Source organism: Nocardia sp. XZ_19_231 (assembly GCF_015355705.1).
Lineage (GTDB): Bacteria > Actinomycetota > Actinomycetes > Mycobacteriales > Mycobacteriaceae > Nocardia > Nocardia salmonicida.
Genome location: NZ_JACUZI010000005.1, coordinates 291,025 through 305,546 on the forward strand (window position 1 = coordinate 291,025; position 14,522 = coordinate 305,546).

A 14,522-nucleotide genomic window follows, 5' to 3' on the forward strand; every position below is an offset into this window, starting at 1 on the left:
CAGTGCGGAATCAACTGCCAATGAGGCGTTTTTGCCCAGAATGATGATTCACTTAGATCCGATGACGCCGCTGCGGGTGCCGAGGTATTCGCCCACGGCGTCGACGGCGCGGACCGCGCTCTCGACAGCGGCTTCCATCGTCGAGGGCATCCCGGTCTCGGTCCAGTCGCCCGCCAGGAACAGGCCCTCGATCGGCGTGCGCTGCGGCAGGCGCAACTCGTCGAAACCGGGCTGCGCCGAGAAGGTCGCCTGCGGCTGGTGGATGACATGGGTGCGCAGCACCTCGGCCTCGGCGACCTCGGGGTAGTGCTTGACCAACGATTCCAGTGCGGCCGCGGCGAATTCGGCGTTGGGCAGATGGACGACATCCCACGAGGCGCTGACCGCCAGCGAATAGCAGTGCCCTGCCTCGGTCTCGACGCCGTGCATGCCCGTGGTGTCGAAAACCCACTCGATGGTGGTGTCGCGCAGATTCTCCGCGAGCCTGCGCATCTTCAGTGGGCGATCCAGCCAGACGTAGACGCTCGAGATCGGGGCAGCCTCGATCTTGCGCACGGGGGTGAAGTGGTCGTACTGCCCGAGCCGACCGCGATCGAGGAGAGTCGTCAGCGACCACGGGGGCAACGTGAGAACTGCCGCGTCGACCTCGATGACGCGCCCGTCGGAGAGCTGTACACCGGTGAGCCCGTCGTCGGTGATCTCGACATCGGCGACACCGGCACCGACGACGATCTCTCCACCGTGCGCCCGCAGATAACGCTCGGCGGGCGCGACGAACAACTCGTGCAGGCTCACCCGCGGCCAGACCGCGTCGCCGGCCCTGGTGTTCCCCGACAGCGCGCGTTTGCCGATCCAGTGCAGGGTCTGGACGAACATGGAGGCCGACACGTGCTCGGTCTTCTCGTTGAGCAGCCCGATGACGAACTGATCGAGCACCAGCGCGCGCAACGATGCCGGTGCGCCGATCTGGGTGAACCAGCGATCGACGGTCAGATCGTCGAGTTCCGGTGCCGGGCGCAGCGCGGCGCGGGCGATCCGCGCCCAGGTGCGCAGGGCGGCGGGTCGCTCGCGCAGCGGGATCGGCGGCCAGACCATCCAGGACAGCCCGACGGCACGACGTAGCGTGCCGGGCAACCAGGTGGGTGCGCGCAGGGTCAACAGCTGGTCGGGCCCGGTCCTGATCGCGAAAGGTGGTGCGTCCCAGCGAAGTTGATCCCGCGTGCCGATGGTGTCGACGTAGCGCAGCAGCGCGTCGTAGCAACCGGCGAACAGGTGCTGGCCGTTGTCGACCCTGCCTTCGATACCGGGCACTTCGAACGAGATCGTGCGACCGCCGAGCCGTCCCCGCTTCTCGACGAGGGTGACCCGGTGACCTGCCTCCGCGAGCCAGACCGCGGTGGCCAATCCGGCCAGGCCCGCGCCCGCGACCAAGATGTGCGGGGATTCTTGCTGCCCCATCGGTACCTCCGGACAATCGATGAATGCGAGAATGAATGAGAGAATAGTCTCGTCATACTCGCATAGCGTCGGCATGTTCGTACAGGGTCGAACCCGCTCGTGCAGAACGGAACTCGCCTCATGATGGGGCGTGAATGGGGACGCGGTTCGAAGGGGCTATTCCGCGCGGTTGATCAAGGTCGGGACACGCGCCGACGCCGCAGAAGACTTTCGGGTCCCAGGATCTGTTCGACGACGACGAGGAAGATCTCGGTCGACTCGTCGACGAGTTCCTCTCTGGTCAGGTCGAGTGTTCCGTTGAGCCAGCCGTAGACGGTCTCGTACAGCCCGCCGACGAGGTGCATCGCGGCGAGCTCGCCGTATGCCCCCGCGGTCGCGGTGCTCTCGGGACTGAGTCGCTTGTTCACCGTCGCTAGAACGAGGGTGGCGAAGCTGCGGATCGTCGCGGTGCGGCGCTCGTTGAGGGCGGGATTGAGCTGGGCTTCGGTGAAGGCGATGCGGATCAGCCGCGGATCGTCGGCGACCGCTTGCAGGCCCGCGGCGATGGCCGCGTGCACCTTGTCGCGCAGGGGATCAGGGGCGGCGCGCACCCGGCCGGCGATCAGGTCGGTCAGCTCGCCGATCGCCTGGTCGTAGACCTCGGCGACGACGGCGTCGAGGTTGGTGAAATTCTCGTAGAAGTATCGCTCGGTCAGCCCGGCCTGGCGGCAGAGGCCGCCGACGGTGAGTCGAGCCGAGCCCTGGGTGCCGACGATCTCCCGGGCGGCCTCCAGGAATGTGGTCCGACGCTGTGCGCGCCGCTGCTCGGCAGGCACGCCCGCATACGCGCGATCCTTCACCATGCGCCGAGTCTGCCACAAAGCCTTGTCAGATTTCCAAATCTGCGGCATCCTATTGTCAGATTTGAGCGAGGAGAGGGAACCATGACCGAGGCATTCATCTACGAGGCGATCCGCACCCCGCGCGGGCGCGGCAAGAAGACCGGCGCCCTGCACGGCGTCAAGCCGCTCGATCTGGTGGTCGGGCTCATCGACGAACTGAAGACCCGCCACCCCGGACTCGACCCCGCCGCGATCGATGACATCGTGCTCGGCGTGGTGTCGCCGGTCGGCGATCAGGGCGCCGATATCGCCAAGACCGCCGCCTTGGCGGCCGGTCTGCCCGACACCGTCGCCGGTGTGCAGCTCAACCGGTTCTGTGGTTCGGGCCTCGAGGCCGTCAACACCGCCGCCCAGAAGGTTCGCTCGGGCTGGGAGCAGCTCGTCATCGCCGGCGGCGTGGAGTCGATGTCGCGGATTCCGTTGGGCTCCGACGGCGGCGCGTGGGCGATGGACCCGGTCACCAACTACAGCACCTACTTCGTGCCGCAGGGCGTCAGCGCCGATCTGATCGCCACGATCGAGGGCTTCAGCCGTGAGGACGTCGACGCCTTCGCGGTGCGGTCGCAGCGCAAGGCCGCCGCGGCCTGGTCGGGCGGCTACTTCGCCAAATCCATCGTCCCGGTGCGCGATATCAACGGCGCGGTGCTGCTCGACCACGACGAGTTCATGCGCCCCGACACCACGGTGGACAGCCTGGCCGGGCTGCCCCCGTCGTTCGCGGTGATGGGGGAGATGGGTGGCTTCGACGCCGTCGCCCTGCAGCGTTACCACCAGGTCGAGAAGATCAACCACGTCCACCACGCCGGTAACTCCTCCGGCATCGTCGACGGTTCGGCGCTGGTCCTGATCGGCAGTGAATCCGCCGGTGTCGCCGCGGGTCTCACGCCGCGCGCCCGGGTGGTCGCCGCCGCGGTGAGTGGCGCCGATTCGACGATCATGCTGACCGGGCCGGTCCCGGCGACCGAGAAGGTCTTGGCGCTGGCGGGGCTCACGGTCGATGACATCGACCTGTTCGAGCTCAACGAGGCCTTCGCGTCGGTGGTGCTCAACTTCCAGAAGAAGCTGAACATCCCCGACGAGAAGCTCAACGTCAACGGCGGCGCCATCGCCATGGGCCACCCGCTGGGCGCGACCGGCGCCATGATCACCGGAACCATGGTCGACGAGCTCGAGCGTCGGGGGGCGCGTCGTGCGCTGATCACGCTGTGCATCGGCGGCGGCATGGGCATCGCCACCATCATCGAGCGCGTCTGAGCGTCGGACCCGATACCGAAGGAATACGAAAAGCAATGACTGACAACATGATTGCCTGGGACCTCGGCGCCGACCGGGTGCTCGTGCTCACCATCGACGACCCGAACCAGTCCACCAACACGATGACCGAGGCGTTCGCCCGCGACCTCACCGCGGCCGTCGACCGGCTCGAGGCAGAGAAGGACAGCTTCGACGGCGTCATCCTCACCTCGGGCAAGGACACCTTCTTTGCCGGTGGTGACCTGAACCTGCTGATGAACGCGACACCGGAGACCGCACCGCAGATCGCGCTCGGCCTCGACACCTACAAGGCCGCGTTCCGTCGGCTCGAGACGCTGGGCAAGCCGGTGGTCGCCGCGATCAACGGCACCGCGCTCGGCGGCGGCTTCGAGGTCGCGCTCGCCACCCACCACCGGATCGCGCTCGACGCCAAGGGCAGCCTGCTCGGCTTGCCGGAGGTCACCTTCGGGCTGCTGCCCGGCGCGGGTGGCGTCACCAGGACGGTGCGGCTGCTCGGCATCACCAACGCGGTGCTCAATGTCGTCGGGCAGGGCCAGCGGATGAAGCCTGCCAAGGCGTTGCAGGTCGGGATCATCCACGAGGTCGCCGCCACCAGCGAAGCGATGTTCGCGCAGGCCCGTGCCTGGATAACGGCCAACCCCGAGGCCGCGCAGCCGTGGGATGTGAAGGGCTACAAGATCCCCGGCGGCACCCCGTCGAGCCCGGCGGTCGCGGCGAACCTGCCCGCGTTCCCGGCCAACGTGCGCAAGCAGCTCAAGGGTTCGCCGATGCCCGCACCGATCGCGGTGCTCGCCACCGCGGTGGAGGGCGCGCAGGTCGACATCGACACCGCGTTCGCGATCGAGACCCGCTACTGCACCAACCTGATCTGTGGCCAGGTCTCGACGAACATGATCAAGTCCCTGTTCTTCGATCTGGGAACGATCAACAAGGGCGGCAGCCGCCCCGAAGGCTTCCCCGTGCGCACACCGGAGAAGGTCCTCGTGCTCGGCGCGGGCATGATGGGCGCGGGCATCGCCTATGTGCAGGCCCGCGCCGGCATGCAGGTCGTGCTGAAGGACGTCACCATCGAGGCGGCCGAGCGCGGAAAGGCCTACTCGCGCAAGCTGCTCGACAAGGCGCTGGGCAAGGGCGCGATCACGCAGGACAAGTACGACGAGATCCTCGGTCGAATCCACCCGTCCGCGGATCCGGCCGACGCCGCGGGCTGCGACTTCGTGGTCGAGGCGGTGTTCGAGGATCCGAGCCTGAAGAAGAAGGTGTTCGGCGAGATCGAACACCTGGTGAACTCCGATGCCCTGCTCGGGTCCAACACCTCGACCCTGCCGATCACCGATCTGTCCACCGGCGTGAAGCGGCCGAAGGACTTCATCGGTCTGCACTTCTTCTCCCCGGTGGACAAGATGCCACTGGTCGAGATCGTCGTCGGCGACGAAACCAGCGACGAAGCCATCGCCCGCGCCATCGACTACACCCTGGCGATCAAGAAGACGCCGATCGTGGTCAACGACAGCCGCGGCTTCTTCACCAGCCGGGTCATCGGCCAGTTCATGGACGAGGCCATCGCGCTGGTCGCCGAGGGCGTGCACCCGGCTTCGGTCGAGCAGGCTGCCACGCAGGCCGGCTACCCCGTGGGCGCGTTGGCGCTGGCCGACGAGATCAATATGAAGCTGGCGCAGAAGATCCGGCGCAGCCTGAAGGAGAACCTGCTCGCCGAAGGCAAGGAGTGGGTCGACTCGAAGGCCTACCCGCTCGTCGACGCGATGGTCGACGACTTCGATCGCCCGGGCCGACTCGAGGGTCGCGGCTTCTACGAATACGACGCCGACGGCAAGAAGCTCGGCCTGTGGCCGGGGCTGGTCGAGAAGTACACCCGTGACGATCACGGCATCGCGTTCATCGACATGCAGGAACGGATGCTGTTCGCCGAATCCCTCGATACCGTGCGGTGTTTCGACGAGGGTGTGCTGCGCACCGTGCCGGACGCGAACATCGGGTCGATCTTCGGCATCGGGTTCCCGGCCTGGACCGGCGGCGTGATCCAGTACATCAACCAGTACGCGGGCGGCCTGGCCGGATTCGTCGCGCGGGCCGATGAACTGCGGGCCGCCTACGGCGCGCGGTTCGAGGTCCCGGAGTCGTTGCGGGTCAAGGCCGCTGCCGGGGAAACGCTCGGCTGACCGTTCTACGACGAACAGAACCCCCCGTCGCCCGGTATTCCCGGGCGGCGGGGGGTTCTGTGCCGGAGCGGCTACAGGGAACGGGAGATCAGTTCCTTCATGATCTCGTTCGTTCCCGCGAGAATGCGAAGCACCCGCGCGCTGGTGAAGATCTCCGAGATCGGGTATTCGGTCATGAATCCGTATCCACCGAACAACTGCAGGCACCGGTCGGCCACCACGCTCAACTGATCGGTGAGCCAGTATTTCGCCATCGACGCCGTGGCCACATCGAGTTCGCCCGCCAGGTGTCGGGTGAGGCAGTCGTCGAGGAAGACACGACTGATTCGGGCGATGGTGGCGCACTCGGCGAGCTCGAACTTGGTGTTCTGGAAGCCGAGCAGCGGCTTTCCGAAGGCCTGCCGATCCTTGGTGTACGCGACGGTCATCGCCACCGCGGCCTCCATCGACGCCACAGCCATCACCGCGCAGACGAGTCGCTCCTGCTGGAGCAGCGTCATCATCTGATAGAAGCCTTGCCCCTCGGCCTCGCCGAGCAGGTTGCCGACCGGCACCCGCAAGCCGTCGAAGAACAGCTCAGCGGTGTCCTGGCCGGTGCCGCCGATCTTGGACAGGGTTCGCCCGCGAGTGAAGCCGGGGGTGTCGTCACCGACCTCCGCGAAGATGAGCGAGACCCCCTCGGCCCCTTTGTCGGGGTCAGTCTTCGCGGCGATGATCACCCCATCGCAGAGCGCGCCGTTACTGATGAACATCTTCGAACCGGTGATGACGTACTCGTCGCCGTCACGCACCGCCCTGGTCTGGATGTTCTGCAGGTCCGAGCCCGTGCCCGGTTCGGTCATCGCGATCGAGAGCAGGCACTCGCCGCTGGTCACCTCGGGCAGAATGCGCCGCTTGAGCTCCTCGGAGGCGAACTCGACGAGATAGGGCGCGATGATCCCGGAGTGGATCGAGATGCCCATGGACGTATCGCCCGCCCGCGATTGGGCCTCGATGATCGCCGCTTCGTGGGCGAAGGTGCCGCCCCCGCCGCCGTACTCTTCCGGCACGGACGGGGCGAGCAGACCGAGCTTGCCTGCCTTCCGGTACAGGTCACGGTCGGGGTGGCCCTGCTGTTTGTACCGCTCGGCACCAGGAAGCACCTCCTTCTCGAAGAACTTCGTCGCGAGTTCGCGAACAGCCACGATCTCATCGTCTACCCAGCCCGCGTGTGCGGTCATCAGTGCCTCCCGGGACGCCATCTGCCTCAATCTGCGAAAACAGATTGTCAGATATATTGGCAGAACGTCAACAGTGAGCTGTGTGCGGTCCGGGTCGTGGTGATCAGCGGCGACCTCGGGTGCGCCGGTAGGCGGCCGGCGTGGTGGCCGTCCAGCGTTTGAAGGCGCGGATGAAGGGGCCTGCCTCGGTGTAGCCGAGTCGCGCGGAGATCTCCTCGACCGAGAGCGCGGTAGCGGCCAACATGTCCTCGGCCAGACCGCGCCGCGCCTCGTCGAGCAAGACGCGGTAGCTGGTCCCGTCCGCGGCGAGATGTCGTCGTAAAGTGCGGCCGGTGATGCCGAGGTCGTGGGCGACCGCGTCCAGCGACGGCGGTATCGCGATCCCCGCACTACCGCTGCCTGCCAGGAGGTGGTCGCGCACGTCAGCCGCTATCCCGGTGCGGGTGGTCCGGCGGTCGATCAGCTCACGGCATTGCGTCAGACACAGTGCCAACGTGGCCTGATTCGCCTGCGGCAGTGGCTGGTTCAGGGTTTCGGTGGAGACCGAAATGCTGGTTTCGGCCTGCGCGTATCGGGGGTGTACGCCCAGGATCGCGGCGATCTGGTCCCCGTAGTCGGGTTCGGGGAAAGCGAACCGCGCATGGTGGATGTCGACCGGTCGCCCGAGTAGGTCGCCGAGCACTCTATGCATCGCGAAGGTGTCGCGCTCGACGAGGAATTGCCGTACATCCTCCGGGATCCGATCATGTCGGATCCGGGCGATCATCTGCTGGTCGTTGACTTCCACGTCCGGTGTACAGAATGCGAAGCTCAACTGAAAGTAGCTCAGCGCCAAGGAGATCGCCTCGCCCAGGGTGGGGCTGGTGATCCAGGCGTAGCCGTAGATGCCGAAGGCGCTGATGCGATAACTACGACCCACCTCGATGCCGAGCGCCGGCCTGGTTCCGAGCTCGCGCAGCAGATTGCGCACCACCAGCAGCTCCGTGCGGGCATCGATCTGTCGGTCGGCGGAGTCGAGGTCGGCGACGGACAGACCGCTGCCGGCGAGGACGGACGTGGCATCGGCGCCGTGCTCGACCGCGAACCGGGACATCACGGCGACACTGGCGACGCCCCGTGGGAAGTCCCACGTGTCCACTTCTGGCTCCTGCCGCGCACGCATGCCCTCCATTATGGCCTGAAATGTCAATTTTCTGTCCGCGAGCATCCTCGTCACCGCGTCGACGGCGACCTACCGTTGACCCGAGATACCCATGACATGAGGAGCTTCGCTATGCGCACTCGGACAACGCCGTCCGCTGTCATCATCGGCACCGGGTTCGGCGGCCTCGGTATGGCGATGGAACTGCTGCGCCATGGTTTCGATGACCTCGTCATCCTGGAGCGGGCCTCGGATGTGGGTGGCGTGTGGCGGGAGAACACCTACCCGGGCGCCGGTTGCGATATTCCGTCCCCGCTCTACTCCTACTCCTACGTGCCGAAATCCGATTGGCCCAAGCGGTTTTCGGGACAGTCCGATATCCACGCCTATCTGCGTGAGGTGGCGCGCGACAACGGTCTGCTCGAGCGGATCCGGTTCGAGTCCGAGGTGACCGAAGCCGAGTTCGACGATGCGAGCGGGACATGGACGGTGCGCACCGCCGACGGCTACGAGGTGACCACCGACGTGCTGATTTCCGCGGTGGGCCAGCTGTCGCGGCCCGCGCTGCCCACCATCGCGGGCATCGGCTCGTTCGACGGACCCGCGTTCCACTCCGCGGAGTGGGACCACAGCATCGACCTGACCGGCAAGCGGGTAGCCGTTGTCGGTACCGGCGCCAGCGCGATCCAGTTCGTGCCCGCGATCCAGCCGCGGGTGGCGGCGCTGACGTTGTTCCAGCGCTCGGCCGCGTGGGTGCTGCCCAAGCCCGATGTCGAGTACAAGCCGTGGCATCACCGGATGTTCGCGGCGGTGCCGCCGGTCCGGCTCGCCGAGCGGTTCGCGGTGTGGGCGCTGTGTGAGTTCCTGTCGCTCGGCATCGCCGATGTCCCCGCGATCAGGGGTCTGGTCAGCAAGGTCGCGGTGAATCATCTGCGCAAGCAGGTCACCGACCCGGAGTTGCGCGCGAAACTGACGCCCGACTACGCGCCCGGCTGCAAGCGCGGGCTGTTCTCCAACAACTACTATCCGGCGCTCACCCAGCCCAACGTGCGGGTGGAGACGACCGAGATCGCCGAAATCGTGCCGACCGGGGTGAAAACCGCCGACGGTGTGCTGCACGAGGTCGACGTGATCATCTACGGAACCGGGTTCAAGGGCACCGAATTCCTGTGGCCGATGAAGATCCACGGCGCGAACGGGCTCGAGCTAGAGGACGAATGGCAAGGCGGTGCCCGTGCCTATCACGGCATGTCGGTGCCGGGATTCCCGAATATGTTCATGGTGTACGGGCCCAATACGAACCTGGGCGTCGGCTCGATCGTCTACATGATCGAATCGCAGGCTCGTTATATCCGCCAGGGGATGCAGGAACTGTCCCGCAATCCGGCGCACACTCTCGATGTCCGGCGTGCGGTGGCCGAGGAATACGACGTGAAGCTGCAAGCCCGGCTCGACCGTACGCCGTGGGGTCTGTGCTCGAGCTGGTACCGCAACGCCGCAGGCCGGATCACCAACAACTGGCCGGGCGCGGTCGTGAGCTACCGACTGCAGACCCGAACGCTGCGCCCCGAGCACTATCACCTGCGCGCCGGCACGACAACGACCGCGGGCCAGTGATTTTCGCCGACCAGAACTCACCAGAGGATCTTCGATGAAGCTGACGAACGGCACTGTGGCCGACGTACGCGAGAAGTTGACGGCAGTGCGCCGACTGCACCAAACCGGCCTGATCGACCTGTGGCGACCGCGCCGGATCAAGCGCATGATCGCGCTCAACAACTCCTACGGCCCCCAGGCGGCGATGATCAGCGCCGGGGCGGCCGATCGGCCCGACCACCCCGCGCTGACCGACGAGCGCGGGGTGCTGACCTATCGCGAGCTCGACGAGCAGTCCAACGCCCTGGCCCACGGTTTGCTCGGGCAGGGCTTGCGTGGCGGCGAGGTGATCGGCGTGCTGGCCCGTGACCATCGTGGCCTGGTGCTGGCGATGGTGGCAGCGGGCAAGGCCGGGTTGCGCCTGGCCATGCTGAACACCAGTTTCGCCAAGCCGCAGCTCACCGAAGTCGCTGTGCGGGAGAAGGTTCGCGCGATTCTGTTCGACAGCGAATTCGCCGGACTGGTCGATGCGCTGCCCGCGCACATGCCACGGATCCTCAGCTGGGTCGATGAGGAACACACGCTGCCGCTGGGCGCGGTGACCATCGCCATGCTGGTGTCGGCGAACAGCAGTGACCCGCTGCCACCGCCGGACCAGCCCGCCGGCTTCATCATTCTCACCAGTGGCACCACCGGTCTGCCCAAGGGTGCGCCGCGTACCAAGGTATCTCCGTTCGCCACCGCACTCGTCGTCGACCGGGTGCCGTTTCCGCGCGGCGGGGTCGTCATGATCGCGACCCCGGTCTTTCACACCACGGGTATGGGCACCTGGACGATAGCCAGCGCGCTCGGCGCCGAAATCGTGCTGCGGCGCCGCTTCGACGCGAAGGCCACGTTGGCAGCGATCGAGAAGCATTCGGTCGAGATGCTGGTCGCGGTGCCGACCCAGTTGAACCGCATTCTCGCGCTCGGTCCCGAGACCATCGCCGAGTACGACACCTCGACGTTGCGCACCGTTTTCGTCGGCGGCGCGCCGCTGCCACCCGACCTCGCGATCCGATGGCAGGACGCCTTCGGCGACGTGCTCTACAACGGATACGGCTCCACCGAGGTCGCGATCACCGCCGTCGCCCAGCCGCACGAATTGCGGCGTGCGCCAGGCACTGTCGGCCGGGCACCGGTCACCGCGCGCATCGCGCTCTACGACAGCGAGGATCGCCGGATCACCGGGGCGAACGTCTCGGGGCGAATCTTCGCTCGCACCGTCGCCCCGTTCGAGGGCTACACCGACGGGAAGACCAAACAGATCATCGACGGGTACATGTCGACCGGGGACATGGGCCACTTCGACGCCGACGGGCTGCTGTTCATCGACGGCCGCGACGACGACATGGTCGTCTGCGGCGGCGAGAACGTCTATCCGCTGGAGGTGGAGAATCTGCTGATGGGTCGCGTCGATATCGCCGACGTCGCCGTGATCGGTGTCGACGACGCGGACTTCGGACAGCGATTGCGCGCCTTCGTCGTTCCCGCGGCCGACCACACGCCGGACGCGCAGGAGATCAAGGACTACGTCAAGGACAACCTCGCCAGGTACAAGGTGCCCCGTGACGTGGTGTTCCTCGACGAGATGCCGCGCAACCCCACCGGCAAGATCGTGCGCAAGGCGCTGACCGAGTACGTCGTCGACAGGCAGGTGGGGCAATGAGCGAAGCCATGACCGAGTACGACTACGACGTGATTGTGATCGGTTCCGGGTTCGGCGGCAGCGTCACGGCCCTGCGGCTGACCGAAGGGTTACCGCGTCGGCGTTCTCGAATCCGGACGGCGGTGGAATCCCGAGGATTTCCCGAAGTCCAATTGGAATCTCCGCTTGGAATCTCCGCAAGTCGCTGTGGATGCCCCGACTCGGCTTGACCGGACCGCAGCGGATCAGCGTTCTCGGCAAGTGCGCGGTTTTCAGCGGGTCGGGGGTCGGGGGAGGGTCGGTGATCTACGGCAATACCCTCTATGAGCCGCTGCCCGCGTTCTACGAGGATCGCGCGTGGTCGCACATCACGGACTGGAAGTCGGAGCTGGCGCCGTACTACGACCAGGCCAAACGGATGCTCGGCGTGCGAACAAATCCGCGCGTAGGACCCAAAGATGCTGTGCTGCTGAAGATTTCCGAGCGGCGCGGGGTCGCCGACACGTTCCACCGCACGAATGTCGGGGTCTTCTTCAACGAGGGCGAGGAGGGCACCGAGGTGCCCGATCCGTATTTCGGTGGTGCCGGGCCGACGCGCGCCGGCTGCATTCATTGCTCCGAATGTCTGACCGGGTGCACGCACAACGCCAAGAACACCACCACGGTGAACTATCTGTACCTGGCCGAGCGCAACGGCGCCGAGGTGCACCCGCTCACCACGGTCACCTCGGTGCGGCCCGACGGCGACGGCGGGTATGTCGTAGGCACCATGCGTTCGGGCGGTATCGTCCGAAAGGATCGGCGCACGTTCACCGCGGGCCAAGTCGTCTTCGCCGCGGCCGCTCTGGGAACCCAGAAGTTGCTGCACCGCATGCGAAACGATGGTGTGCTGCCCGAATTGTCGCCACGGCTCGGTGAGCTGACCCGAAGCAATTCCGAGGCGGTGGTCGCGGTGTGCAGTCGTAGTCGATACGACATGTCCGAGGGCGTGGCGATCACCTCCTCGATTCATCCTGAGCCGCAAACCCATATCGAGGTGTGCTCGTACGGCAAGGGGCAGAACGCGCTGTTCACCCAGGGTCTGCCGATGGTCGACGGCGGCGCCTTCCGGGTGCTGCGGCTGCTGCTCATGGTGCTGGCGCATCCGCTCCAGTTCATCCGGCTGAAGAATGTCTATCGCGCCGCCGAGCGCTCGGTCGTGCTGCTGGTGATGCAATCACTGGACAACTCGCTGACGTCCTATCTGAAAGGGCGACGTCTGGTCACCAAGCAGGGGTCGGGGGAACCGAATCCCGAATGGATCCCGATCGCGCACGACATCGCTCGCGAGTACGCCGCCGAAATCGACGGTGACGCGGGAAATCTAGTCACCGACCTGCTCGGCATCCCGGCCACCGCGCATTACATCGGCGGCGCCACGATCGGCGACTGCGCCGACACCGGTGTCGTCGACCCATGGCAGCGGGTCTACGGATATCCGGGCCTGCATATCGCCGACGGCAGTGCGGTCACGGCCAACCTCGGCGTGAACCCGTCGTTGACCATCACCGCGCAAGCGGAGCGCGCGATGGCGTTCTGGCCCAACAAGGGCGAGGCCGACCCCCGTCCCGCGTTGGGTTCGGCGTACGTCCGCGTCGAACCGGTGATGCCGAAGCAGCCCGCTGTCCCCGCTACCGCGCCCGCCGCATTGCGCTACTCGCTTCGGGGCTGAGGCTCTCGTCACCGTTCGACGTTTGCCGTGTCGGCGCTGCGTGCACGCGGGCATATCATGTCAGCAAGGGCTAGACGACCTCGCACGCAGCGCGTTGAACAAAGGGCGACACGACGAGCACACAGGCAGACGGGCCGCGGGCAGGCCCGCAGCGGCGCCAGGTCAGGCGTAGACCGAAGAACAGGCGCGCCCAGATCGCGGCGGAATCGGCGGCGGCGTTCGGCGCGCACGGGTACCACAGTGTCAGCATGGACGACATCGCCAAGCGGCTCGATATCAGTCCGACCGCGCTGTACCGGCACTTCCCCAGCAAGTACGCGCTGTTCCGGGAAGAGCTCTTTCGGTTGGCGGGGCTCATGGTGCGCGCTGCCGCGCTGCCCGAGGATGCCGAGAAGTGGTCCCCGCGCGAGCGCGTCGACCACTTCCTCGACTCGATGATCACGATGACGATCACCAATCGGACGACTGTCGGGCTGGCCCGTTGGGACCGTCGCTACCTCGAGCCTGCCGACTACCAGCAGTTCATCGACGAATTCACCTCGTCGATCCGCGTGCTGCGCGCCCTGATCGGCCAGGTACGCCCTGAGCTGAGCGGGCACGATCGCGCGGTCCGCGCGGTGTCGATCTTCGCGCTGACCAGCAGCATCGGCGACCACCATGTCGCCGTGCCCGCGCAAACTCTTGCCGCACTCCTACGTTCTGCCTGCTGGGCGGTCATCGATGCCGATCTGACCGCGCCGCCTATCTCCACGGACGAGACGAAGCCCGACGCCGACCGGCAGTTGTTCGAGCACGAGCAGCTATTGCGTGCGGCAGTCACGCTCTTCCACGAGCGGGGCTACCCGAACGTCAGCATGGAAGATATCGCCGTCGCGGCGAACCTGTCGGCGGCGTCGGCGATATACCGCTACTACCGTGGCAAGAGCGATCTGTTGAGCTCCGCGTTCCGGCTGGCGGCCGATCGGGTATCGACGGCGATCACCCCCGCGGTACTGGCCGCCGATACCCCCGGGGAGGCGCTCGGTGTGCTGATCGACCTCTACGTTCGCGACTCGTTCGCCGAACGTGCCCTGGCCTTCGTCTACTACGCCGAGTTCGGTCACATCGACCCCGCCGACCAGGTCGCGCTGCGACACCTGCAGCAACTGATCATCACCGAGTGGGCCGAGCTGGTCGTCGGGGCACGCCCGCAGCTGACGATGGGTGAGGCGCGCGTCCTCGTGCATGCCTGCTTCAGCCTCGTCGTCGACCTCGTCCGAATCTTCGGCGACGGGGGGATCTGCCCGCAGGAGAAGGTGATTCGGCTCCTCGAGGCTGTCGCCCTCGGTCAGCCGTTACCCCGCTAGCGCACAGCCGCGGGCGACGGCGAGCGC

The 14,522-nt window shown here is 66.5% G+C and carries 9 protein-coding genes and 1 pseudogene; 6 read left to right on the forward strand and 4 right to left on the reverse strand.

Features of this window, described 5'->3' with window-relative positions:
- Positions 1-48: 48 nt before the first annotated feature.
- Positions 49-1,458: a hydroxysqualene dehydroxylase HpnE gene (gene hpnE / locus IBJ82_RS23360; protein ID WP_194828103.1), complete on the reverse strand. Its 1,410-nt coding sequence runs from the start codon at positions 1,456-1,458 to the stop codon at positions 49-51.
- Positions 1,459-1,631: 173 nt separating this feature from the next.
- Positions 1,632-2,300 carry a TetR/AcrR family transcriptional regulator gene (locus IBJ82_RS23365; RefSeq protein ID WP_194828104.1) on the reverse strand — a complete coding sequence of 223 codons (669 nt, stop codon included), beginning with the start codon at positions 2,298-2,300 and terminating at the stop codon, positions 1,632-1,634.
- An 81-nt stretch (positions 2,301-2,381) separates the two neighbouring features.
- Here IBJ82_RS23365 and IBJ82_RS23370 point away from each other — a divergent pair, with 81 nt between their 5' ends.
- Both IBJ82_RS23370 and IBJ82_RS23375 read left to right on the forward strand, forming a co-directional pair.
- Positions 2,382-3,593, forward strand: coding sequence for an acetyl-CoA C-acetyltransferase (locus tag IBJ82_RS23370; protein ID WP_194828105.1), 1,212 nt, complete (start codon positions 2,382-2,384; stop codon positions 3,591-3,593).
- Between the two features lie 35 nt (positions 3,594-3,628).
- Positions 3,629-5,794 (forward strand): 3-hydroxyacyl-CoA dehydrogenase NAD-binding domain-containing protein, encoded by a 2,166-nt coding sequence (locus tag IBJ82_RS23375; RefSeq protein WP_194828106.1) that lies wholly within the window; start codon positions 3,629-3,631, stop codon positions 5,792-5,794.
- A gap of 71 nt (positions 5,795-5,865) precedes the next feature.
- On the opposite strand, the gene IBJ82_RS23380 is transcribed toward IBJ82_RS23375, so the two are convergent.
- Both IBJ82_RS23380 and IBJ82_RS23385 read right to left on the reverse strand, forming a co-directional pair.
- Positions 5,866-7,014 carry an acyl-CoA dehydrogenase family protein gene (locus IBJ82_RS23380; protein WP_194828107.1) on the reverse strand — a complete coding sequence of 383 codons (1,149 nt, stop codon included), beginning with the start codon at positions 7,012-7,014 and terminating at the stop codon, positions 5,866-5,868.
- A gap of 103 nt (positions 7,015-7,117) precedes the next feature.
- Positions 7,118-8,176, reverse strand: coding sequence for an AraC family transcriptional regulator (locus IBJ82_RS23385; protein ID WP_194828108.1), 1,059 nt, complete (start codon positions 8,174-8,176; stop codon positions 7,118-7,120).
- A 111-nt stretch (positions 8,177-8,287) separates the two neighbouring features.
- On the opposite strand from IBJ82_RS23385, the gene IBJ82_RS23390 reads away from it, so the two are divergent.
- From IBJ82_RS23390 to IBJ82_RS23405, 4 genes and pseudogenes are all read left to right on the forward strand, one after another.
- Positions 8,288-9,772 carry an NAD(P)/FAD-dependent oxidoreductase gene (locus IBJ82_RS23390; RefSeq protein WP_194828109.1) on the forward strand — a complete coding sequence of 495 codons (1,485 nt, stop codon included), beginning with the start codon at positions 8,288-8,290 and terminating at the stop codon, positions 9,770-9,772.
- Positions 9,773-9,806: 34 nt separating this feature from the next.
- On the forward strand, positions 9,807-11,459 hold the full coding sequence (locus IBJ82_RS23395; RefSeq protein WP_194828110.1) for an acyl-CoA synthetase: 1,653 nt from the start codon (positions 9,807-9,809) through the stop codon (positions 11,457-11,459).
- Positions 11,460-11,467: 8 nt separating this feature from the next.
- Positions 11,468-13,149, forward strand: a pseudogene (locus IBJ82_RS23400) (GMC oxidoreductase).
- Positions 13,150-13,343: 194 nt separating this feature from the next.
- Positions 13,344-14,495 (forward strand): TetR family transcriptional regulator, encoded by a 1,152-nt coding sequence (locus tag IBJ82_RS23405; RefSeq protein ID WP_194828434.1) that lies wholly within the window; start codon positions 13,344-13,346, stop codon positions 14,493-14,495.
- Positions 14,496-14,522 lie beyond the last annotated feature (27 nt).

Excerpts from the sequence above, each read along its gene's own strand:
- hpnE (WP_194828103.1), bottom strand. The coding sequence starts at position 1,458 with ATGGGGCAGCAAGAATCCCCGCACATCTTGGTCGCGGGCGCGGGCCTG.
- IBJ82_RS23365 (WP_194828104.1), bottom strand. The coding sequence starts at position 2,300 with ATGGTGAAGGATCGCGCGTATGCGGGCGTGCCTGCCGAGCAGCGGCGC.
- IBJ82_RS23370 (WP_194828105.1), top strand. The coding sequence starts at position 2,382 with ATGACCGAGGCATTCATCTACGAGGCGATCCGCACCCCGCGCGGGCGC.
- IBJ82_RS23375 (WP_194828106.1), top strand. The coding sequence starts at position 3,629 with ATGACTGACAACATGATTGCCTGGGACCTCGGCGCCGACCGGGTGCTC.
- IBJ82_RS23380 (WP_194828107.1), bottom strand. The coding sequence starts at position 7,014 with ATGACCGCACACGCGGGCTGGGTAGACGATGAGATCGTGGCTGTTCGC.
- IBJ82_RS23385 (WP_194828108.1), bottom strand. The coding sequence starts at position 8,176 with ATGCGTGCGCGGCAGGAGCCAGAAGTGGACACGTGGGACTTCCCACGG.
- IBJ82_RS23390 (WP_194828109.1), top strand. The coding sequence starts at position 8,288 with ATGCGCACTCGGACAACGCCGTCCGCTGTCATCATCGGCACCGGGTTC.
- IBJ82_RS23395 (WP_194828110.1), top strand. The coding sequence starts at position 9,807 with ATGAAGCTGACGAACGGCACTGTGGCCGACGTACGCGAGAAGTTGACG.